The organism is Mesorhizobium sp. M2A.F.Ca.ET.043.02.1.1 (assembly GCF_003952405.1).
Lineage (GTDB): Bacteria > Pseudomonadota > Alphaproteobacteria > Rhizobiales > Rhizobiaceae > Mesorhizobium.
Genome location: NZ_CP034445.1, coordinates 3,323,609 through 3,342,925, shown reverse-complemented (window position 1 = coordinate 3,342,925; position 19,317 = coordinate 3,323,609). Strand labels below are relative to the sequence as shown.

Sequence of the window (19,317 nt, the reverse complement as noted above, 5' to 3'; positions counted from 1 at the left end):
TGCCGAAGTGGCGGTCAGATGCCCTTCAGGTCGCCCGCGGCGACAACGGGACCGGTCGGCTGGCCGGTCGGCGAACCGCCCGAAGGCTCGAGGCTGACGGCGAGCACGGCGCCTTGCGCGAGCTTCTGCTGGACAGCCGGTGCTACGGCCATGCGCGCAGTCTGGCCGGCCGGGATGACGCCCATCGAGACCGGCGCGTTCTTGCCTTCGATCATCCACAGCTCGAAGTCCTTGCCGGCGCCGCGATCGCCGGAGACCAGCGACAGGCCGACCTCATGACGGGCGGCATCATAGACGGCAAGGTATTTGACGTTGCTGTTGTCGGCGGACAGAGACGCGACCAGCCTGGTCCCGGGCGGCTGAACCGGCGGATTGACGTAAGGCAGGACGGCATAGACAGCGAGGGCGGCAATGGCCGCGGCGGCGAGGCCGCGCCAGAAGGCCAGGCTGGTCCACAGGCGGCCACTCGGCGCACCGGACGTGGAGGCGGATGACGTGAAGAGGCGCCGGTCGATCGCTACCTTGACGGAAGCCGGCGGCTCGACTGCAGCATAGGCGGCGGCCAGTGGCGCGAAGTGGACCTCCCAGGCATCGACCAGCCGGGCGAACGCCGTCTCGGTGTCGATGCGACGGGACGCGATCTGCCGTTCGTCGGTCGGCAGAACGCCGAGAACGTATTCGGCGGCGAGCAGGTCGTCGCCTCCACGTCCCGATCCGTTGTCTTCCGCCAGCGTCATCTCTCCAGGCATTCCCTCAGTCTGAGCAGGCTTCGCCGCAGCCAGGTCCGCATCGTGTTCAGCGGAACCTTGAAGCGCTCCGCCAGCTCGGCATAGCTTTCGCCGCTCAAATAGGCGCCCCGGACGGCCGCCGCCCGGTCTTGTTCAAGTTCGTCGAGGCAATGGTGGATGCGTTCGGCCTCGCCTCCCGCCACGGCCATCGCCTCGGGTCCCGGCGTCGGATCGGCGACGTCGAGAGCTGCGTCGATATTGGCGGAAGGACTGCGCCGCGCCCGGATGCGATCGATCGCATGGTTGCGCGCGATGGCCACCAGCCAGGAAATCGGGCTCAGATCGGAAACCGCGAAGCGGTCCGCCTTCGTCCATATCTTGACGAAGACCTCCTGCAGCGCTTCTTCCGCCTCTCCCCTGTCCCTCAAGATACGCAGGCAGACACCGAAAAGTTTCGCGCTCGTCTGCTTGTAGAGCAGATCGAACGCGGCCCGGTCCTTCATCGAAGTCCGGACGATCAGCTTGCTGATGTCCTGCGGCGCCATGCCGGCAAATTAGAAGATTGCAATCTAATTGCAACGGGCGCGGAAGCGGTGCGCACCAGCAGGCGCGGGCCGGCTCGACGCATCTCACGAATCGGGCGTCGCTAGCTGGAGATCGGCTGAAACCTTCCAACCTCGTTATTTCAGGGCGGAGTAGCCGCGCAGCGCCGTCCCGGAGACACTGGAATCCATTCCGTGACCCTGATCGAAGGGTGCAGCGGAGCAAAATTCTGCACCGTTGCGATGCCCGCATGTCGCGGCATGGATCCTCGGGTCTGCGCGCGTCGCTTCGCTCCTTGCTCCGCCCGTGGATGACGACCGGGTTAGGCGTTTCGGCCAATCTCAACCGCATGCCGCCTGCCAACGCAGAGATGGCCGAACGGTCAAAATCCCTGTGCCGGGGAATTGGCAGATTTCGTTATTGTGACCGCAAAGCCGTTTGCGGCCTGCGGCAATTCCCGCTAAGAGGCCGCCAATCAAGCTTAACTCTGATTTCAAGCATGTCTCCCGAAACCGGCACCCACTTTCGGGAGACATGCTCAGCTGGGATCGATACCGATGACGGACGTCGCCGCCAACGCCGAAATGCAGGCCGCGCTGCTCTCGCGCGCGCTGCCTTACATGCAGCGCTATGAGAACAAGACGGTGGTGGTGAAATATGGCGGCCATGCCATGGGAGACCATGAGCTCGGGAAGGCGTTCGCCCGCGACATCGCGCTCTTGAAACAGTCCGGCGTCAACCCGATCGTCGTGCATGGCGGCGGGCCGCAGATCGGCGCGATGCTGACCAAGATGGGCATCGAATCCAAGTTCGAGGGGGGCTTGCGCGTCACCGACCAGAAGACGGTCGAGATCGTCGAGATGGTGCTGGCGGGTTCGATCAACAAGGAGATCGTGGCGCTGATCAACGCCGAGGGCGAGTGGGCGATCGGGCTTTGCGGCAAGGACGGCAACATGGTGTTCGCCGAAAAGGCGCGCAAGACCATGATCGACCCCGACTCCAACATCGAGCGGGTGCTGGATCTCGGCTTCGTCGGCGAGCCGGTCGAGGTCGACCGCACGCTGCTCGATCTGCTTGCCCGCTCGGAGATGATCCCGGTGCTGGCGCCGGTGGCGCCCGGCCGCGACGGCCACACCTACAACATCAATGCCGACACGTTTGCAGGCGCCATCGCCGGCGCCTGCCGCGCCTCGCGCCTCTTGTTCCTCACCGACGTGCCGGGCGTGCTCGACAAGAACAAGAAGCTGATCGACGAGCTGACGGTCGCCGAAGCCAAGGCGCTGATCAAGGACGGCACGGTGTCGGGCGGCATGATCCCGAAGGTCGAGACCTGCATCGAGGCGATCGAGCGCGGCGTCGAGGGCGTCGTCATCCTCAACGGCAAGACGCCGCATTCGGTGCTGCTGGAGCTCTTCACCGAGCACGGCGCCGGCACGCTGATCGTTCCGTAAAGAGCGCGCGAGTTCGTTGTTTCTGCAAACGGTGAACTTGCCTTTAGCCAGCTAATCTTCTCTGGTCTTCGATAATTGCGGCCGGCTTTCTCACCGGACGCCGGACGATCATCGATTCCTCCTCGGCGTCCTGCGGCGCGCCCCAGAATTCGGCGAGCGTCGGGCCGTCCGTGACCCGGCGATCACGGGCGAGAAAACCCCACACCTCGCGGAACCAGACGCGGCGGCCCATCTTGGTGTACCAGCGCATCGAATGCCGCTGCTCCGGATCGGGGTGGAAGAGGATGCGCGCCAGCGCCTTCGGCCGTGACTGCACGGCGACCTCGATGAGCTTGACGGCGAAGAACAGCATCCACGGTTTCAGCCGGGTCATCGCCAGCACCTGATGCTTGTAATCCCAGAGGCGCACGTCCTTCTGGATCACCTTGCGATCGGCAGCGACGCGGAAGAATGGCGTCCAGCGATGCGGCGTGACATAGAGCGCCTGGATCTGGTCGGGATCATAGGCGATGAGCTGGCGGAAGCCGCGCCACAGATCGCTAAGCGTCTCGTCCTCGAAGCCGGCGACCCAGGTCGCCATCGACAATATCCCGTGCCGGCGAAGCAGCCGGATCGCTTCGCGATCGGACTTGGTGCTGCCTCCCTTGCGGATCAACGACAGCGTCGCCTCGTCGGTGTTTTCCATGCCGAGCAGCCAGCGGATGACACCGGCCTTGCGGTAAAGGTGCAGGATATCGGCGTCGCGCACGATGTCGTCGGCGCGGGTCGAGCCGACGATCAGCACCGGCACGTTCTCGGCGATCATGGCGTGCAAAAAGGCGCGCCAGGCCTTCTTCGAGGAGGTCGGATTCTCATCCGCCAGATTCACCAGCTCGACGCCGTGCTCGCGATGCAGCCAGGCGATCTCCCTGGCGAATTTGACCGGGTCGCGATGGCGCCAGCGGGTCCAGAAGCCGCGCTGGCCGCAATAGTTGCACAGATGCGGGCAACCGCGCGAGAACTGCATGACCACCGCGCGCTTGCCGCCCCAATAGGAATAGCGGCGATGATCGATCAGCTCCCAGCCGACGCGCCAGGCATCGAGGTCGGCAATGGTCATTGCCGCCTGCGTCGCGACCGGGCGGCCGAGATCGTCGCGATAGGCGATGCCGGCGACACTTCCCACCGGCTGGCGCATCTCGATTGCCTCGACCAGCGCCGTCGCGGTCGCCTCGCCCTCGCCGCGCACGATGAAGTCGAAGACATCGGTCGCGGTCAGGATGTCGCGCCAGTGATAGGTCGGAAACACGCCGCCATAGATGACGATGACGCCCGGAGCGCGCGCCTTGATCATTTCGGCAATCTTCAAGGCGGTCGGATGCGCCGAGGTCGAGCCGGAATGGCCGATCAGGATGAGATCCGGATCGCCACAAAGAGCATCATCGACCAGCACCGCAAGCGACATCGGCCCAAACTCGGCATCGACGAGGCGAACCTGGTGGCCGGAATCGATCAGCGGGCCGCCGATCGCCAGCAGCCCGAGCGGCGGCAGATGGTCGTCGGGCACGCGGCTGCCGATTGCGGTATGCGGCGGGTTGATCAGCACGATGTTCAAGGCGGACCTCCATGTTGGTCCGCTTGTGCTAATTGCCGATGCCGAAGCCACCTTGGCGCGGTTCAGCAGTTTCCCCGCAGCTTTTCCGGAGAAATTCGCCCCGGTGAACGGTCATTTCCGCAGATGGCTGAGCGGCACGTGGCCAGGGCCCTTGATGTTCTGCAGCACCAGTTGGGTGTGGACGTCGCGCACACCGGGCAACCGCATCAGCCGGTGCATGACGAAGGCGTTCAAATCGTCCACCGACGGCACCATGACATGCAGCAGGAAATCGTGGTCGCCGGTCATCGTCCAGCAGGACGACACCTCGTCCATACGCTGCACAGCCGCGATGAAGCTCTCAGGTGAGCCGTCGCTGTGGCTGACCAGCCGCACCTGGATGAACACCTCGACGGTCAGGCCGACGGCGCGGCGGCTGAGCACGGCGGCAAAGCCCTTGATGATGCCGGTTTCCTGCAACGCCTCGAAGCGGCGCGCGCAAGGCGTTGTCGACAGTCCGATCTCCTGCGCCAGCTCCGACACGGGCTTGCGGCCGTCGCGCTGCAGGATGTCGAGCATCCTTATCTCAAATTCGTCGAATTGAGGCATGACTTCTCGATCTCTCGTTGATTGGAGTGATTTTACCTCAAAATCCTCCGGCAAGCTACAAACAAGGCGGATTTGCCTCATCAGCCGCCTCTAAACTCCGCTTCACGATCCACGGATCACGATCTGAGAGGAGGAAACGATGACGATCAGCGTTGCCGATTACGCCGCCGAATGCGCGGCGCAGGGCCTTCGCGGCGACTATTCGGTCTGCCGCGGCGATTTCACGGTGGCGCAAGGCTACGACTACTCCGCCGAGGAACAGGCGGTGTGGCGCACGCTGTGCGACCGCCAGACGAAGCTTACCCAGAAGCTCGCGCACCGTTCCTATCTGGACGGCGTCGCCGCGCTCGGGCTGCTCGACAGGATTCCCGATTTCGACGCGGTGAGCGAAAAGCTCAGCAAGCTGACCGGTTGGGAGATCGTCGCTGTGCCCGGCCTCATTCCGGCCGGCCCCTTCTTCGACCATCTCGCCAACCGGCGCTTCCCGGTCACCAACTGGCTGCGGACGAAGAAGGAGCTCGACTATATCGTCGAACCGGACATGTTCCACGATTTCTTCGGCCATGTGCCGATCCTGACCCAGCCGGTGTTTGCCGATTTCATGCAGATGTATGGTGAGAAGGCGGAGGACATGATCGCGCTCGGCGGCGACGAGATGATCACCAGGCTTTACTGGTACAGCGCCGAATACGGCCTCATCCAGGAACCCGGCCAGCCCGTGAAGGCGTTCGGCGCCGGCTTGATGTCGTCCTTCACCGAGCTGCAATTCGCGGTCGAGAGCAAGGACGCCCACCATGTGCGGTTCGACCTCGAGACGGTGATGCGCACCGGCTACGAGATCGACAAGTTTCAGCGCGCCTATTTCGTGCTGCCGTCCTTCGATGCGCTGCGCGATGCCTTCGCTAATGGAGACCTTGCCGGCATCGTGGCGCGGTTCAAAGGCCGGCCGGCGCTCGACCCGTCGATGGTCTGAGCTTTTTACGCAACTCCGGACGGAAAACTGGGCAGCGCTTTTCCTGGAATTGTTCTGAGGTCGGTTTTCGCCCAACCGACATTCAGGGCGGTTCAGTTGCCGAGAGGCAGCTGAGCCGCTTTGTCTTGCGGATGTCTAAGCCTTATTGGGCTCGGCCTTGATCCTGGCCAACTGCTCGCTCTGCAGGTCCAGCGCGGCATTGATGAAGCGCAGCACGGTCGCGAGCTCCGCATCGCTGAAGCTCGCCACCAACTTCTCCCCCTCCCGCGCGATCGTGCCGTAATAGCGCTCCGACAATTCCCTGGTCAGCTCGGTCGCCTCGATCACCACCTTGCGCCTGTCCTCGAGGCTGCGGGCCCGGGTGACGTAGCCGCGCGCCTCCAGCCGGTCGATCAATGCAGTGACGGCGGCCGGCGTCAGTCCGGTCGCCGCCGCCACGGCGCCCGCCGATTGCGGTCCAGCATAGAGCAGGCCCAGACAATGCCGCTCGGCCGCGATCAGGCCCAGCCGCGCGCCCACCGCCTCGTCATAAGCCTGGGTGGCGTCCTGCCAGCGCATGACGGCAACGCCGGCTGGTGGCGCTGGCCGCCGCGGCCGTGCTGGTGCGCATTGCCGTCTACGGCCTTTGAACGCGGTCGCAATTTCGCCAAAAGCGCCCAGGCGGCGCCGGTTGCCACACCAGGCGCCGGCGCCGCCGGCGTTTCGGAGATCAGACGGCGATCAGCTTGCCGAGGTGCTCGCCCAGGCGGCAGGCGAGCGCGGTGATGGTCGTCGTCGGGTTGCACTGGCCCGACGTGCAGAACACCGAGGAGCCGCCGACATAGAGATTGTCCATGCCGTGCACCTTGCAATTGGCGTCGACGACGCTCTTGAAGACATCGGTGCCCATGCGGGTCCCGCCCATATGATGGTGGCCGGCGGTCTCCTCGTTGGTCGGGTAATCGCCGCCGTTGCTGATCCAGTCGTCGATGCGGACGCGGCCGAGATTCTTCTGCGCCAGCGTCGTGCCGAAGAGCTTCAGCCCCTCGAGCAGGGTGCGGCGCTCGAGCGGCGACTTCTTCCAGTGCAGTTCGATGCGCGGCACGCCGGCGTGGTCGACATCGGTCTTCGACAGCTCGACCTGGTTCGAAGCGAGCGGCGCCTGCTCCCAGGCGACGTAGAGCTGGGCGGCGCAGCGCAGCCGCTGGTCGAGCTGAGACGACATCCACTCCGCCATGTTCGGCGCGGTGCAGGCGAGGTCGGCGATCAGCTTCTTGACATTGGGATAGGGGCTCTCGATCAGGCGGATGCCGAAATTCATGATCTGCAGCCGCTCCATCGCGGCAAGCGTCGGCGAGAAGAAGGCTTCGTTCGAGGCATCGACCTCGAACTCCGAATAGCTGGCGAGGATGGCGTTGCCGCCCTCGAAGGTCGGATGCTCCATCCAGTAGCGGCCGAGCGCCGCCGCGTTGGGCACCACGCCGCCATTCGAACGCTCATTCGACCACAATAGCAGCCGCGAATTCTCCAGCCCGCCGGTGCAGGTGACGAAATAGTCCGCCGAGAAGGCGCCGGCGACCTGGCCGTTCGACCACAGCTTCGCGCCGGTGACGCGCTTGCCATCGCCGGTAAGCTCGGTCGCATAGGTGTTGAGCACGACGGCGATGTTTTTGCTCCGGTCGAGCTCGTCGGCGAATTTCTCGCCGAAGCGAACCGCAGGACTCTTGATCAATTGCACCCAGCATATGTCCTCCGAAACCGGCACGTCGGGCCGGAAGTCGGGAAGCTCGAGGATGTCGTGGACCTCGCCAAGATAGGGCTCAATGTCGGCGCGGCTGATCGGCCAGCCAGTGTCCGGCGCCCAGGCCTTGGGCTCGAAGTCTTGGCTATCGAGCACGCGGCACCAGCCGGCCCAGTGATTGGACGAGCCGCCCATGAAACGCAGCCTGGTGATGTCGAGGTCGAAGTAGAAATCGCCAACCGTCTTGCCGCGGTAGAAATCCTGCGACTCGTCGCTGAACTCGCGCGAGCCCGCCTCCAGGACAACGACCGGGATGCCGGCGGCGCCCAGCTTCCTGGCGATCGTGGTGCCGGCTGGCCCGGAGCCGAGGATGCAGGCCTTGGGTTTGAAGCCGGCCTGCTTATAGGCTTCGTAGCTGTCGAAGATCATCCGAGGTCGCTCCGCCGCAGGATCCATCCGTTGATCTCGACGATTTCGTCGCGGTCGATCTCGTCAGGATTGGCAGGGGCCGGCTGGTTGCGGAACAGCGACAGTGCCGGCAACGCGATCAACGCCTGCACGAGCGCGCGGCGCGACATTTTTCTTATGAACCTGCTCATGACACGTCTCTCGATAGGGGGCTCGATCCACGCATGCCGTTCCTGAACGGCACACATGCCGCCGAGGAGGCCAATTTCGTGCCAAACCGGGGTGAAGACGGCGTTACACCCAGAAGTTTAGCGCGGTTGAATATGGACATGGTTAGGGTTTTCCTAAAGCGCGGCGCACTGGAGCGGTTCAGGCGCCGCGCTTTAGGAGTTTTGTTTCGATGCATGTCGTGCCCCAAAACTGCTTCGCACTTTTGGGCGACATGCATGACGCCCGCCGCGATGTTTCAAGCCGCTTCGGGAAGCTCGCGGTCGAGTATCGTAAGGTTGCGGCCGCGGTTCTTCGCCTCGTAGAGCCTGCGGTCGGCCGCGCGCATCAAATCGGAAACGGTTGCACCTTCGCCGCAGCTTATGCCGCCGATCGAGACCGTGAGCGGCACGGTGCGCCCGTCGCTAGGGCGGAAACGGATCAGCTCGACCTCGCGGCGGATGCGTTCGGCGACATGCTTGGCCTCACGCTCGCCGGCGCCGATCAGGAAAGCCGCGAACTCCTCGCCGCCGATGCGGCCGAGCACGTCGCCGTTGCGCACACCACGCTCGATGGCGCCGGCGATCAGAAGCAGCGCTTCGTCCCCCGTCAGATGACCGTAGCTGTCATTGATCCTCTTGAAGTGATCGGCGTCGATGATGAGCAGCGCGCCACGATCGCTCTTGCGCCGCGACCCATCGAGCGCGGCAAAGAAGGTTTCGCGATTGAGCATGCCGGTCATGTCGTCGCGGCTTGCCTTTTCGGAGAGGCGCCTGTGCGCCGCGGCGAGTTGCGCGTGGGCGCGGGCAAGTTCGCGATGCGCGTTCTGCAACCGGTCGCTGTGCCAGAAGCTGCCCGCGCTGGCGGCCCAGGCGAGCACGAGCGGGCATAGCGTCGATGCCAGCCAGATCGTGCGGCTCATCGGGAAGCCGATTGCCGGAACCACAATCAGCGTCAACAACAGCGAGACGGCGACCGAAGCGAATGCTACGGTAGCGGCCTTTAGAAATATGCGGCTCATCACTTGCTCCCAAGGGATAGCCTCTGTGCCAGCAAGCGCTGAAGGCGACCTTTCCGGAACTTTTAAAATTTGAAGCGAGACGCCATTTTCACACTTCGTGACGCGCATAAGTTGTGGATAACTTCAGCGCCGGCATGCCATAAGAAACCATGACAATGACACCCGATCCCTCCCGCTTTGCCCATGTCACGGACTGGGTGTTCGACCTCGACAACACGCTTTATCCGCATCACTCGAACCTGTTCGCGCAGATCGATGTGAAGATGACCGCCTATGTCGGCGAGCTGCTGACGCTTTCGCGCGACGACGCGCGCAAGCTGCAGAAGGAACTCTACCTGGAATATGGCACGACGCTGAACGGGCTGATGAAGCGGCACGGCATCGATCCCGACGATTTTCTCGAGAAGGTACACGATATCGACTATTCGAGGCTGGTGCCGGATCCGGTGCTGGGCGCGGCGATCCGCCAGCTTCCCGGACGCAAATTCATCTTCACCAATGGCGACCGCAGGCATGCCGAGCGCACCGCGCGCCAGCTCGGCATATTGGAGCATTTCGACGCCATCTTCGACATCGTCGCGGCGGGGCTGAACCCCAAGCCGGAGCGCCAGACTTATGAACGCTTCGCCGAATTGCACTCGGTGACCGGGCACAATGCGGTGATGTTCGAGGACCTGGCGCGCAATCTGGCCGTGCCGAAATCGCTCGGCATGACGACCGTGCTGGTGGTGCCGCGCAATTTCGAACCGACCTTCTCGGAGATCTGGGAACGCGACCCGGCGAATGATGACGACGTCGATTTCGTCACCGACGACCTCGCCGGCTTCCTGACCACGATAGTCGACGTGGTAGCCTGAGCAACTCCGGATAGCCGTACGTCGCCCGTACGGACGATGCCCTCTAGTCGAAATCCGGAATCGTGCCGGGCGCTAGTCCCAGCCGGCCGTTCAGCTCCTTCAAGAACCCGCAGAGGTCCGGATTGCCGGCTGCTCCCGTGCCGTTGCCGTTGCCGTCGGACGCGTAGCCGTTGCCGTGGCCGTTGCCGCAATTGGCGTTGCCGTTGAAGCTGCCGCCATTGAAATTGCCGCTGAAGCTCCCGGCATTGCCGTTGCCGTTGAAATTGCCGCTGTTGCCGTTGCCGTTGAAGTTGCCGGTATTCCCATTGCCGTTAAAATTTCCGGTGCTGCCAAGGCCATTGAAATTTCCGGTATTGCCAAGGCCGTTGGCGACACCGGCGCCGATTGGAAGATCGGCAATCCTGACCAACGTCGAGGCATCGGAGGCCAGCAACGCGGCAAGCAGGGTGCCGAGCGCGAGGCCGTTGCCATCAAGCAGCTTCGCCGCCACCCGGCGCTCGCGGGGCCGGGCGGGCCGGGATGATTTCAGGCCGGTCATCAGCGATTCCCCCGACCGTTGAAGTTGCCGTTGAAGGCGCCGGCATTGCCGTTGCCGTTGAACGACCCGCCGTTGAAGTTGCCATTGCCGGCGCCGATGTTGCTGTTGCCGTCATATTCGCCGGTGTTGCCGTTGCCGTTGAAGGAGCCGATGTTGCCGTTGCCGCTCGTCGCCGAGGTGTTGTTGTTGCCGTTGAACGCGCCGACATTGCCGGTACCGCTGTTGAAGGCGCCGACATTGCCGGTGCCGCTGTTCTTGTAGCCGAGATTACCGCCGAAGTTGCCGAGCGGATCCATGCTCCTGACGTTCGAGCCGATAGCCTGGCCGTATTTGCCGACCGCCGCCTGGACGGCCGACTTGCCGAAGGCCTGGCTGCCCGTCGCTGTGTCGGCCTTCGCTGCGGTTGCGCTCAACAACCCCAGGCATAGCGCCGGTATGACGTAGCGTTTCATCTGCGAGCTCCTTCCATAGCTAAGCTTGAAATTGGGCTTTCGAAATGGCCCCGGTTTCGAAAAGGATCGTTCGTCGAAAAGGACTGGGACCGCCGGCGACATGTCGCGATAGCCTTGCGCGGGGGACGGGCGCGTGGCTCGGCGGTCCCAGAGACGTCAGCGTCTTTCCAAACTGAAGTTTGGCGACGCTGTCGGTTGGACCAGCGCTAGCGGTTGGCGTTGCCGTTTCCGTTGCCGTTGCCGGCGCCCCAGTTGCCGTTGCCGTTGGCATTGCCGTTTCCGAAGCCCCAGTTCCCGTTGCCGTTCACGTTGCCGTTGCCGAGGCCGAAATTGCCGTTGCCGTTGCCATTGCCGTTCGCGACGCCGGCATTCAGGTTGCCGTTATAGTTGCCGTTGAAGGCGCCCATATTCGCATTGCCGTTGCCGTTGCCGTTGCCGAAGCCGAAGTTGCCATTGCCGTTGAAGTTGCCGTTGTAGGCGCCGGTATTGGCGTTGCCATTGCCGTTGCCGTTGCCGACGCCGACATTGCCATTGCCGTTGCCATTGCCGCTGCCGATCGAAAGCGCGGATGCCGTACCGGTCAGAGCCGACAATACGGCCGCGGCCAGGATGATCTTTCTCATGACGTTCTCCTTCGTTTGCGTTGAGCTTCCCGGGCAGTTCAAGATGACCGGGAGGACGCTTGAAGGATGCACGCAGAAATAGTTGCGATACATTCGGGCTGATCAGCGGAGGTTGTCGGTTTTTCTGCTGATCCCCATGTCAGGAAAAGTTGAAGCAATCAGGAAAAAACTGACAGGCATAAAGGCATCTGGCGGGTGTATACTGCTCGGACATTCATGCCTTTTCTCGCCGACCCGCGGATGGCTTGCGACCCTCGCGACGGCAATGGGAAGAGAAAGGTTGATGTGGGCGGGTATGACTACAGGCAAGGACGATAGGGCCCTGCGCCGTAGGCTTGCGCGGCGCTTGATCGCCGTGCAGGAAGAGCAGCGCCTGCGCCTGTCGCGGGAGCTGCATGACGACCTCGGCCAGATGCTGGCCAGCGTCGCGCTGGAGTTGCACAACGTCCGTGCCGGCACGCAAGAGATGGACGGCCGTCTTGAGCGCGCCGCGATGCTTATCGATCGGCTCAGCGCCAAGGTGCATGACGCTGCCTGGAACCTGCGGCCCGCCGACCTCGATCGTCTCGGCCTGCGCGCTTCGGTCGAGGATCTGGCGACAATGCTTTGCAGCCAGCTCGGCATTCCATGCGAGATGGATCTCGACGCCCTTTCGAACCCGCTGCCCGCAGAGACCGCGCTCACGCTTTATCGTGTCGCGCAGGAGGCGCTTACCAATATCGGCAAGCATGCCCAGCCAAGCCGGGTAAGCGTGACGGCCCATATTCAGGACGATCGAATGCGCCTGACAATCGAGGATGATGGCCGCGGCTTTGACGGCCGCGCCGACCCCGGTCCGGGCCACCTGGGACTTGCCGGAATGCGGGAGCGACTGGCGCTGGTCGGCGGTGAACTGACGGTCGAAAGCGCCACGATGAAAGGAACTACCGTTTATGCGGATGTGCCGTTGGCACATTGAATAGTGGGGGAGGACTGCGCCTTCCAAGGACAGTCTGATGGATGGGGAAATGGTCGCTTCGGCTTCGGGCCTGTTCGTCGCGTTTTGCCAAGTGTCTGGTTTTGCACGGGTTCGGACAGCACAACGCGACGTTCCTTTCCTAAACTCGTCTACGTGAAGCGCCGCACATCCCGGACATTAGCTGCGGCTTACAATCCGCGCCGCATGGGTTAGGCGGGGGGATAGCTTTACCCGCTACGGCCGCCTCAGGGCTTGCCGATACAGACGGGCGTCCCGCGCCATGCGGGGCTGTTGCCTAGACCATCAAGGACAAGAGGCCTCTTCCGGAGGAAGGGCTCTTCACGACTGATGGAGGTTAAAGGTGCGCTGCAGGCGGATATTTCTGGTCGACGACCACCCGATCATGCTGTCGGGGGTCGGGGCGATGATCAACAGCCAGGACGATCTGACGGTCGTCGGCCTGGCCGGGAATGCCGAGGATGCCCTTGAAGGGATCGGCAAGACGCTGCCCGATATCGCCGTGGTCGATATATCGCTTCCCGGCGACAGCGGGGTCGTGCTGATCGAAAGGCTCGGCGAGCGCTTTCCCGAGGTCAGCTGCATAGCATTGACAGCGCATGAGGACCCCGGCTGCCTGCGCCAGGTGCTTGCGGCGGGTGGCCGCGGCTTCGTGGTCAAGCGCTCGACCGCGACGGACCTGCTGCAGGCCATCCGATGCGTGCTGGCCGGTGACAATTATGTCGATCCCGCACTCGCGGCGCGCATATTGAGCCCGCGCAGCGCCCCGCAGGGCGATCCGGGCAATCTCAGCCAACGGGAGCGGTCGGTGATCCAGCTGGTGGCGCTCGGCTACAGCAACAAGGAAATCTCGTCCCGACTCAACCTCAGCATCAAGACGATCGAAACCTATCGCACAAGGGCGTCCGAGAAGCTCGAGCTCCGCTCGCGGGCGGCCATTGTGCGCTTCGCGCACTCGAATGGCTGGCTGGCCGAGTTGCCGGTGTGAGCCGGCATGGCCGGGATGCATCCCGGAGTAGAGGAACTGAGGAATTGAGGAAAAAGGGAGTCCGAGTCGTTCTTCAATTCTTCAATTCTTCAGTTCTTCAATTCATCAGTTCCTACTCGCCCAACTTGTAGAAGCGCCGGATGATTTCCCACGCTTCCTCGGCGGTGTCGACGAAATCGATGATATCCTGATCGCCGGGCGAGATGGTGCCCTGCTCGGCGAGGAAATCGAGGTCGATCACCCTTCGCCAGAAGGCCTTGCCGAACAGGATCACCGGCACGCGCTCCATGCGCCCGGTCTGGATCAGGGTCAGCGTCTCGAAGAACTCGTCCATCGTACCGAAGCCGCCCGGGAACACGGCGACCGCCTTGGCGCGCATGACGAAATGCATCTTGCGGATGGCGAAGTAGTGGAAGTTGAAGCAGAGCTCCGGCGTGACATAGGCGTTGGGCGCCTGCTCGTGCGGCAGCACGATGTTCAAGCCGATCGACGGCGCGCCGACATCGTCGGCGCCGCGGTTGCCTGCCTCCATGACGCCAGGGCCGCCGCCGGTGACGACGACATATTCACGATAATAGGAGGTGGCCGATTGCTGCGAGCACAGACGGGCGAACTTGCGCGCTTCCTCGTAATATTTGCTGTTCGCCTCGAGGTTCTTCTTCTGCGTCTCGTTCTTCGCCGCCCAGGCTTCGCCGCCGGGCTCGGGCAGGCGGGCGCCGCCGAACAGGATCACGGTCGAGCGGATGCCGCGTTCGGCCAGGATCATTTCCGGCTTCAGGAGCTCCAGCTGCAGCCGCACGGCGCGCAATTCGCGCCGCGTCATGAAGTCCGGATCGTTCCAGGCCAGCCGGTAGGTTTCGGCACGTGTCTGCGGGGTATCCGGCACGCTTTTCGCGCGCTCCAGGTCCTCGTCCGAATGCGGCAGCGGCGTCCACCCCGCCTTTTCCATGGGAGTCATCGAATCCACCCGTCCAATTCCTTACTTGCGCCGTCCCGTGACGCTGGCGCGATTGACCCTCATTCAGCCTTAACATAGGGTCCGCGCGACTTTTAAACAGGTTAAGGCTCAGCCCCTTAACAGCTTGGTAATGGAGCGAAATCATGTCGAAGCCCGATCTGGCGAGCCTCGAAACGACCATCGAGAAGGCCTTCGAGGAGCGCGACACGATTTCGACCGCCACGCGCGGCGAGACGCGCGACGCCATCCAGTCCGCGCTCGACCTGCTCGACCGCGGTGTCGCCCGCGTCGCCGAGCGGCGGGACGACGGCACGTGGCACGTCAACCAGTGGCTGAAGAAGGCGGTGCTGCTCTCCTTCCGGCTGAACCCGATGGAGATCATCAAGGGCGGCCCCGGCCAGGCGGTGTGGTGGGACAAGGTGCCGTCCAAGTTCGACGGCTGGAGCGCCGTCGATTTCGAGAAGGCCGGCTTCCGCGCCGTGCCGTCCTCGATCGTGCGCCGCTCGGCCTATGTCGCGCCGGGCGCCGTGCTGATGCCGTCTTTCGTCAATGTCGGGGCCTATGTCGATTCGGGCACCATGGTCGACACCTGGGCCTCGGTCGGCTCCTGCGCCCAGATCGGCAAGAACGTGCATCTTTCCGGCGGCGTCGGCATCGGCGGCGTGCTGGAGCCGATGCAGGCCGGCCCGACCATCATCGAGGACAATTGCTTCATCGGCGCGCGCTCCGAAGTGGTGGAAGGCTGCATCGTGCGCGAAGGCTCGGTGCTCGGCATGGGCGTGTTCCTCGGCCAGTCGACCAAGATCGTCGACCGGGCCACCGGCGAGGTCTTCTACGGTGAGGTGCCGCCCAACTCGGTGGTGGTCGCCGGCTCGATGCCGGGCAAGAATTTCCCGAACAACGAGCCGGGCCCGAGCCTCTACTGCGCCGTCATCGTCAAGCGCGTCGACGCCAAGACGCGTTCGAAGACCTCGATCAACGAATTGCTGCGCGATTGATCCTTCCTAAAGCGCGTCGCGATCTTTCAGATTCGCTCCCTGCGCTTTAGGTTTTGATCTTGCGCATGTCTTTGTCCCGAAACCGGTTCCCACTTCGGGAGACATGCTTTGACGGAGCGGACGCGGTTGTCTGAAAGATCGCAATTCCTCTGGCTGTTCTTCAGCCTTTCGGGGCGGCTGAGCCCGGTCGCCTATGCGCTGGCCGGAGTTTTGCTGGTGCTCGTCCAGTTTTTCCCGTTCTACCAGTTCGCGCGGGTGGAGTTGAACACCACCGCCAGCCAGAACTGGGCCATGATCTGCTGGGGCGTGCTCTTGATCTCGGCCTGGGCCACCTTCGCGGTGACGGCAAAGCGCTTCCACGATTTCGGCAAGCCGACCTATTTTGCGCTGATCTCGCTCATCATCGGTCCCATCCTGCTCATCATCCTCTCCTGTTTCCGCAGCGATCCCGGACCGAACCGTTACGGCAGGCGCACCAACGCGCCGGCCGATTCGTGAGGCTGTCATGCGCTACCGCGCGCTCGATCCGCAACTGATCATCGAGACGGCCGAAAGGCTGGAGGGGCGGATCGGCGAGCGTTTTCCGGATGCCGGCCTGCGCGGCGTCGCCGCCGAGCTGGTGTCGCTGTCGCGGGACCTCGCCAAGGCGGCCAGGGAACTGGAGACGCCGATCTGGTGGCTGCGCGGCGTCATCATCGCGGCCTTCATCGCCGGCGTGGCGGTGTTCCTGTTCGTCGGCACGATCCTGCCGCTCGACCGCATTTCGGGCGCCGACGACGCCGTACAGTCGATGCAAGGCATCGAAGCGACGATCAACACCGTCATCCTGGCCGCGCTCGGGCTGCTGGCGCTGGTCCGCACCGAGGAGCGCATCAAGCGCAAGAAAGTCTTCCGCCAGTTGCACGGGCTGCGCTCGCTGATCCATGTCATCGACATGCATCAGCTGACCAAGGACCCGGCGGCGCTGTCGGCCGATTTCAAGCCGACCGCGCACTCGCCCGCCCGCATGACCAACGCCGCGGACCTTGCGCGCTATCTCGACTATTGCTCGGAGATGCTGTCGATCGCCGGCAAGGTGGCGGCGCTGTTCGCGCAGTCGGTCAATGACGATGTCGTCATCGACGGGGTCAACGACATCGAGAACCTGAGCTCCAACCTGTCGCGCAAGATCTGGCAGAAGATCACGCTGATCGAAGGCCGCCGCTAGAGCGGTTCACCGTTTCAAGGAAACGGCGAACCGCTCTATCCGTTTGTTTTTGCGCAATTCCGGACGGAAAACCGCTCACACTTTTCCTGGAATTGCGCTGACCGCGTCCGGCCCGAGGCCGGGGGGACCGCGCTTTTCCGCTTCGGCCTGACGCACCAGAGCCGCGACCCGTTCGTTCATCGGCGCCGGGATGCCGGCCTGCCTGGCCAGGCGAATGACCGCGCCCTGCAATTCGTCGATCTCGGTCGGACGGCCGCGTTTGAGATCGTCCCACATCGACGAACGCGCCTGAGGGCCGATCGCCAGCATGCGGCGCGCCAGGAGGCCGAACAGCCAGTCGGGCAGCCGCAGCACTTTCGGCAGCAGCGCCGGCGGCAGGCCGGTGATGCGCGCCGGCGCTATGCCCGCCGCCCTCATCGCGGCGAGCGCCTCGTCGATCTGGGCGGCCAGGATCACGCGCCAGATCCGGTCGGCCAGTTGGCTTGCCAGCGGCAGGTCGGAGAGCGCCACCAGGGCATTGTTGAGGTTCATCAGCAATTTGCTCCACTGCACCGCCTTCATGTCGGCGCGCGCCTCGACGGCAAGCCCGTCGACATCGAGCAGCTCGGCAAGGCCATCGACGCCGTCGTCGATCATTACCTCGCCCTGGCTGGCGCGATGGATGCGGAACGGCAGCTCGCCGTCCGCCGACTGCACGACGTTGAACATCACCATGCCGGTCAGCACCCGCCGTCCGGGGAGCGCGTCACGCAGCCGGTCGGCATTGTCGACGCCGTTCTGCAGGCTGACCACCACGGCATCCGGACGCCCGTGGGCGGCGATCAGCTTCGCCATCTCCCCGGTCGCGCCGCTCTTCACCGTCACCAGGATGACATCGGCGTCCGCCAGTGCGATCGCCGGATCGACGGTCGCCGAAATCGCCTGCGCTTCGATGCGGCGGTCGCGGCCGTCAAGATCGCTGACGCGCAACCCGCTTTCCCGCATGGCCTCGACGACGCGGCCGCGGCCTAGGAAGACGACCTTGCGCCCGGCGAGCGCCAGGCAGCCGCCGACATAGCAGCCGATGCTGCCGGCGCCGGCTATCGCGATGGTGCTTGTTTCGCTGGCCATGAATTTGTCCTCGCTTGGCTCCCGACTTGCCATGATGTCCTGTCGTTCTCCCAGAACTGCTGCAAACGTCCGGGCGACATGCATTTATACGTGATGAAAACCATATTGTCGGCGGCATCACCGGCGATGATCTGCCACCGTGACACGACAAACGCTTTCGACTATCGCTTTGCCCATGACATTGCCGACCGATCCCGCCGCGAATCTTGCCGCCCTGATCCGCTGTCCGTCCGTCACACCCGCAGAAGGTGGGGCTCTTGCCGCACTGGGGGACATGCTGAAGCCGCTTGGCTTTTCGGTCGAGCGTCCAGTTTTCTCGGAAGACGGCACGCCGGACATCGAAAACCTCTATGCGCGGCGCTCGGGCAACGGCCCGCATCTGATGTTTGCCGGCCATACCGATGTCGTGCCGGTGGGGGACGAATCGGCATGGACGCATCCGCCCTTCGCCGCCGAAATCGCCAAAGGCGAGATGTATGGCCGAGGCGCCGTCGACATGAAGGGCGGCATCGCCTGCTTCATCGCCGCGGTGGCTCGCCACGTGGAGAAAAACGGCGGGCCGAAAGGCTCGGTCTCGCTGCTCATCACCGGCGACGAGGAAGGGCCGGCGATCAACGGCACCACCAAGCTGCTCGACTGGGCGGCCGCCAAGGGCGAGAAGTGGGACGCCTCGATCGTTGGCGAGCCGACCAATCCGGACACGCTTGGCGACATGATCAAGATCGGGAGACGCGGCTCGCTGTCTGGCACCGTGACCGTCAACGGACGCCAGGGCCATGCCGCCTATCCGCAGCTTGCCGACAACCCGGTGCGCGGGCTGATGAGCCTGGTCGACGCACTGCTCCATCCCGTGTTCGACAAGGGAACCAAGGATTTCCAGCCGACCAATCTCGAAGTGACGTCGATCGACGTCGGCAATCCGGCGACCAACGTCATCCCGGCCAAGGCGACGGCGACGTTCAACATCCGCTTCAACGACACATGGGACGCGGAGACGATACAAGCCGAGATCCACAACCGGCTCGACCAGGCGGCGGGGCGCAAGAAATACCGGCCGGGCAAGAAGACGCCGGTCGACTACGAGCTTGTCTGGCGCGACCGGCCGAGCCATGTCTTCCTCACCCGCGACGACAGGCTGATCGATACGCTGAGCAGCTCGGTGAAGGCGGTGGTAGGCAGGACGCCGGCGCTCTCCACCTCCGGCGGCACGTCGGACGCGCGCTTCATCAAGGATTATTGCCCTGTGGTCGAGTTCGGGCTGGTCGGCAAGTCCATGCATATGGTGGACGAGCGGGTCGCGCTTGCCGACCTCGAGACGCTGACGCAGATCTACGAACGCTTCATCGAAGACTGGTTCGCAAAAGGCCTTTCGTGACC

Annotated in this window: 22 protein-coding genes; 9 read left to right on the top strand and 13 right to left on the bottom strand. The window is 63.7% G+C overall.

The window, feature by feature from the left end:
• Nucleotides 1-14: 14 nt before the first annotated feature.
• Complete coding sequence (locus tag EJ068_RS15925) at nt 15-737, bottom strand: anti-sigma factor (RefSeq protein ID WP_127252737.1); 723 nt, start codon at nt 735-737, stop codon at nt 15-17.
• On the bottom strand, nt 734-1,273 hold the full coding sequence (locus EJ068_RS15920; protein WP_127252738.1) for a sigma-70 family RNA polymerase sigma factor: 540 nt from the start codon (nt 1,271-1,273) through the stop codon (nt 734-736). Before EJ068_RS15920 ends, EJ068_RS15925 begins: the two co-directional genes overlap by 4 nt.
• 555 nt (nt 1,274-1,828) lie before the next feature.
• Here EJ068_RS15920 and argB point away from each other — a divergent pair.
• Nucleotides 1,829-2,722 carry an acetylglutamate kinase gene (gene argB / locus EJ068_RS15915; protein ID WP_126063404.1) on the top strand — a complete coding sequence of 298 codons (894 nt, stop codon included), beginning with the start codon at nt 1,829-1,831 and terminating at the stop codon, nt 2,720-2,722.
• 43 nt (nt 2,723-2,765) lie between these two features.
• Here argB and bchE read toward each other — a convergent pair whose 3' ends face one another.
• Nucleotides 2,766-4,316, bottom strand: a complete 1,551-nt coding sequence (gene bchE / locus EJ068_RS15910) for a magnesium-protoporphyrin IX monomethyl ester anaerobic oxidative cyclase (RefSeq protein WP_128314778.1) — start codon at nt 4,314-4,316, stop codon at nt 2,766-2,768.
• A 111-nt stretch (nt 4,317-4,427) separates the two neighbouring features.
• A complete protein-coding gene (locus EJ068_RS15905) occupies nt 4,428-4,904 on the bottom strand; it encodes an Lrp/AsnC family transcriptional regulator (protein ID WP_126080175.1) in 477 nt (158 codons plus the stop codon).
• Nucleotides 4,905-5,043: 139 nt separating this feature from the next.
• Between EJ068_RS15905 and phhA the strand changes: the two genes are divergently transcribed.
• The gene (gene phhA / locus EJ068_RS15900) at nt 5,044-5,877 is read left to right on the top strand and encodes a phenylalanine 4-monooxygenase (protein WP_126080174.1); all 834 of its coding nucleotides are present in this window, start codon (nt 5,044-5,046) and stop codon (nt 5,875-5,877) included.
• Nucleotides 5,878-6,012: 135 nt separating this feature from the next.
• On the opposite strand, the gene EJ068_RS15895 is transcribed toward phhA, so the two are convergent.
• From EJ068_RS15895 to EJ068_RS15885, 4 genes are all read right to left on the bottom strand, one after another.
• Nucleotides 6,013-6,435, bottom strand: coding sequence for a MarR family transcriptional regulator (locus tag EJ068_RS15895; RefSeq protein ID WP_127252740.1), 423 nt, complete (start codon nt 6,433-6,435; stop codon nt 6,013-6,015).
• Between the two features lie 151 nt (nt 6,436-6,586).
• Nucleotides 6,587-8,026, bottom strand: coding sequence for a GMC family oxidoreductase (locus tag EJ068_RS15890; protein WP_127252741.1), 1,440 nt, complete (start codon nt 8,024-8,026; stop codon nt 6,587-6,589).
• The gene (locus tag EJ068_RS32655) at nt 8,023-8,196 is read right to left on the bottom strand and encodes a hypothetical protein (protein WP_189341973.1); all 174 of its coding nucleotides are present in this window, start codon (nt 8,194-8,196) and stop codon (nt 8,023-8,025) included. The genes EJ068_RS15890 and EJ068_RS32655 overlap by 4 nt, the downstream gene beginning before the upstream one ends.
• Before the next feature lie 275 nt (nt 8,197-8,471).
• Nucleotides 8,472-9,233 carry a GGDEF domain-containing protein gene (locus tag EJ068_RS15885; RefSeq protein ID WP_127252742.1) on the bottom strand — a complete coding sequence of 254 codons (762 nt, stop codon included), beginning with the start codon at nt 9,231-9,233 and terminating at the stop codon, nt 8,472-8,474.
• A gap of 149 nt (nt 9,234-9,382) precedes the next feature.
• Between EJ068_RS15885 and EJ068_RS15880 the strand changes: the two genes are divergently transcribed.
• Nucleotides 9,383-10,090 carry a pyrimidine 5'-nucleotidase gene (locus EJ068_RS15880; RefSeq protein WP_127252743.1) on the top strand — a complete coding sequence of 236 codons (708 nt, stop codon included), beginning with the start codon at nt 9,383-9,385 and terminating at the stop codon, nt 10,088-10,090.
• 43 nt (nt 10,091-10,133) lie between these two features.
• Here EJ068_RS15880 and EJ068_RS32650 read toward each other — a convergent pair whose 3' ends face one another.
• From EJ068_RS32650 to EJ068_RS32640, 3 genes are all read right to left on the bottom strand, one after another.
• Nucleotides 10,134-10,628 carry a hypothetical protein gene (locus tag EJ068_RS32650; protein ID WP_189342634.1) on the bottom strand — a complete coding sequence of 165 codons (495 nt, stop codon included), beginning with the start codon at nt 10,626-10,628 and terminating at the stop codon, nt 10,134-10,136.
• Nucleotides 10,628-11,080, bottom strand: a complete 453-nt coding sequence (locus tag EJ068_RS32645) for a hypothetical protein (RefSeq protein ID WP_189342635.1) — start codon at nt 11,078-11,080, stop codon at nt 10,628-10,630. Before EJ068_RS32645 ends, EJ068_RS32650 begins: the two co-directional genes overlap by 1 nt.
• A gap of 206 nt (nt 11,081-11,286) precedes the next feature.
• The gene (locus EJ068_RS32640) at nt 11,287-11,703 is read right to left on the bottom strand and encodes a hypothetical protein (RefSeq protein WP_189341915.1); all 417 of its coding nucleotides are present in this window, start codon (nt 11,701-11,703) and stop codon (nt 11,287-11,289) included.
• A gap of 355 nt (nt 11,704-12,058) precedes the next feature.
• On the opposite strand from EJ068_RS32640, the gene EJ068_RS15855 reads away from it, so the two are divergent.
• Complete coding sequence (locus EJ068_RS15855) at nt 12,059-12,661, top strand: sensor histidine kinase (RefSeq protein WP_245463461.1); 603 nt, start codon at nt 12,059-12,061, stop codon at nt 12,659-12,661.
• Nucleotides 12,662-13,022: 361 nt separating this feature from the next.
• A complete protein-coding gene (locus EJ068_RS15850; RefSeq protein ID WP_245463435.1) occupies nt 13,023-13,667 on the top strand; it encodes a response regulator transcription factor in 645 nt (214 codons plus the stop codon).
• A gap of 112 nt (nt 13,668-13,779) precedes the next feature.
• On the opposite strand, the gene EJ068_RS15845 is transcribed toward EJ068_RS15850, so the two are convergent.
• A complete protein-coding gene (locus tag EJ068_RS15845; protein ID WP_126080167.1) occupies nt 13,780-14,625 on the bottom strand; it encodes an LOG family protein in 846 nt (281 codons plus the stop codon).
• A gap of 143 nt (nt 14,626-14,768) precedes the next feature.
• Here EJ068_RS15845 and dapD point away from each other — a divergent pair, with 143 nt between their 5' ends.
• From dapD to EJ068_RS15830, 3 genes are all read left to right on the top strand, one after another.
• Complete coding sequence (dapD, locus tag EJ068_RS15840) at nt 14,769-15,623, top strand: 2,3,4,5-tetrahydropyridine-2,6-dicarboxylate N-succinyltransferase (RefSeq protein ID WP_127251077.1); 855 nt, start codon at nt 14,769-14,771, stop codon at nt 15,621-15,623.
• A 126-nt stretch (nt 15,624-15,749) separates the two neighbouring features.
• Entirely contained in the window at nt 15,750-16,121 is a 372-nt protein-coding gene (locus EJ068_RS15835; RefSeq protein ID WP_189341914.1) for a DUF805 domain-containing protein, read from the top strand.
• 7 nt (nt 16,122-16,128) lie between these two features.
• Nucleotides 16,129-16,830, top strand: a complete 702-nt coding sequence (locus EJ068_RS15830) for a hypothetical protein (RefSeq protein WP_126080164.1) — start codon at nt 16,129-16,131, stop codon at nt 16,828-16,830.
• A 75-nt stretch (nt 16,831-16,905) separates the two neighbouring features.
• On the opposite strand, the gene EJ068_RS15825 is transcribed toward EJ068_RS15830, so the two are convergent.
• The gene (locus EJ068_RS15825; RefSeq protein WP_128314565.1) at nt 16,906-17,940 is read right to left on the bottom strand and encodes a 2-dehydropantoate 2-reductase; all 1,035 of its coding nucleotides are present in this window, start codon (nt 17,938-17,940) and stop codon (nt 16,906-16,908) included.
• 175 nt (nt 17,941-18,115) lie between these two features.
• On the opposite strand from EJ068_RS15825, the gene dapE reads away from it, so the two are divergent.
• Entirely contained in the window at nt 18,116-19,315 is a 1,200-nt protein-coding gene (gene dapE / locus EJ068_RS15820) for a succinyl-diaminopimelate desuccinylase (RefSeq protein ID WP_127251075.1), read from the top strand.
• The last annotated feature ends 2 nt before the right edge of the window (nt 19,316-19,317 follow it).

Bases quoted from the DNA above. Each gene is read 5' to 3' on its own strand.
- EJ068_RS32650 (WP_189342634.1), bottom strand. From the start codon at position 10,628: ATGACCGGCCTGAAATCATCCCGGCCCGCCCGGCCCCGCGAGCGCCGG.
- EJ068_RS15925 (WP_127252737.1), bottom strand. From the start codon at position 737: ATGACGCTGGCGGAAGACAACGGATCGGGACGTGGAGGCGACGACCTG.
- dapD (WP_127251077.1), top strand. From the start codon at position 14,769: ATGTCGAAGCCCGATCTGGCGAGCCTCGAAACGACCATCGAGAAGGCC.
- EJ068_RS32645 (WP_189342635.1), bottom strand. From the start codon at position 11,080: ATGAAACGCTACGTCATACCGGCGCTATGCCTGGGGTTGTTGAGCGCA.
- EJ068_RS15920 (WP_127252738.1), bottom strand. From the start codon at position 1,273: ATGGCGCCGCAGGACATCAGCAAGCTGATCGTCCGGACTTCGATGAAG.
- argB (WP_126063404.1), top strand. From the start codon at position 1,829: ATGACGGACGTCGCCGCCAACGCCGAAATGCAGGCCGCGCTGCTCTCG.
- EJ068_RS15845 (WP_126080167.1), bottom strand. From the start codon at position 14,625: ATGACTCCCATGGAAAAGGCGGGGTGGACGCCGCTGCCGCATTCGGAC.
- EJ068_RS15825 (WP_128314565.1), bottom strand. From the start codon at position 17,940: ATGGCCAGCGAAACAAGCACCATCGCGATAGCCGGCGCCGGCAGCATC.
- EJ068_RS32655 (WP_189341973.1), bottom strand. From the start codon at position 8,196: ATGAGCAGGTTCATAAGAAAAATGTCGCGCCGCGCGCTCGTGCAGGCG.
- EJ068_RS15895 (WP_127252740.1), bottom strand. From the start codon at position 6,435: ATGCGCTGGCAGGACGCCACCCAGGCTTATGACGAGGCGGTGGGCGCG.
- dapE (WP_127251075.1), top strand. From the start codon at position 18,116: ATGACATTGCCGACCGATCCCGCCGCGAATCTTGCCGCCCTGATCCGC.
- EJ068_RS15905 (WP_126080175.1), bottom strand. From the start codon at position 4,904: ATGCCTCAATTCGACGAATTTGAGATAAGGATGCTCGACATCCTGCAG.
- EJ068_RS32640 (WP_189341915.1), bottom strand. From the start codon at position 11,703: ATGAGAAAGATCATCCTGGCCGCGGCCGTATTGTCGGCTCTGACCGGT.
- phhA (WP_126080174.1), top strand. From the start codon at position 5,044: ATGACGATCAGCGTTGCCGATTACGCCGCCGAATGCGCGGCGCAGGGC.
- EJ068_RS15890 (WP_127252741.1), bottom strand. From the start codon at position 8,026: ATGATCTTCGACAGCTACGAAGCCTATAAGCAGGCCGGCTTCAAACCC.
- EJ068_RS15830 (WP_126080164.1), top strand. From the start codon at position 16,129: ATGCGCTACCGCGCGCTCGATCCGCAACTGATCATCGAGACGGCCGAA.
- EJ068_RS15880 (WP_127252743.1), top strand. From the start codon at position 9,383: ATGACAATGACACCCGATCCCTCCCGCTTTGCCCATGTCACGGACTGG.
- EJ068_RS15885 (WP_127252742.1), bottom strand. From the start codon at position 9,233: ATGAGCCGCATATTTCTAAAGGCCGCTACCGTAGCATTCGCTTCGGTC.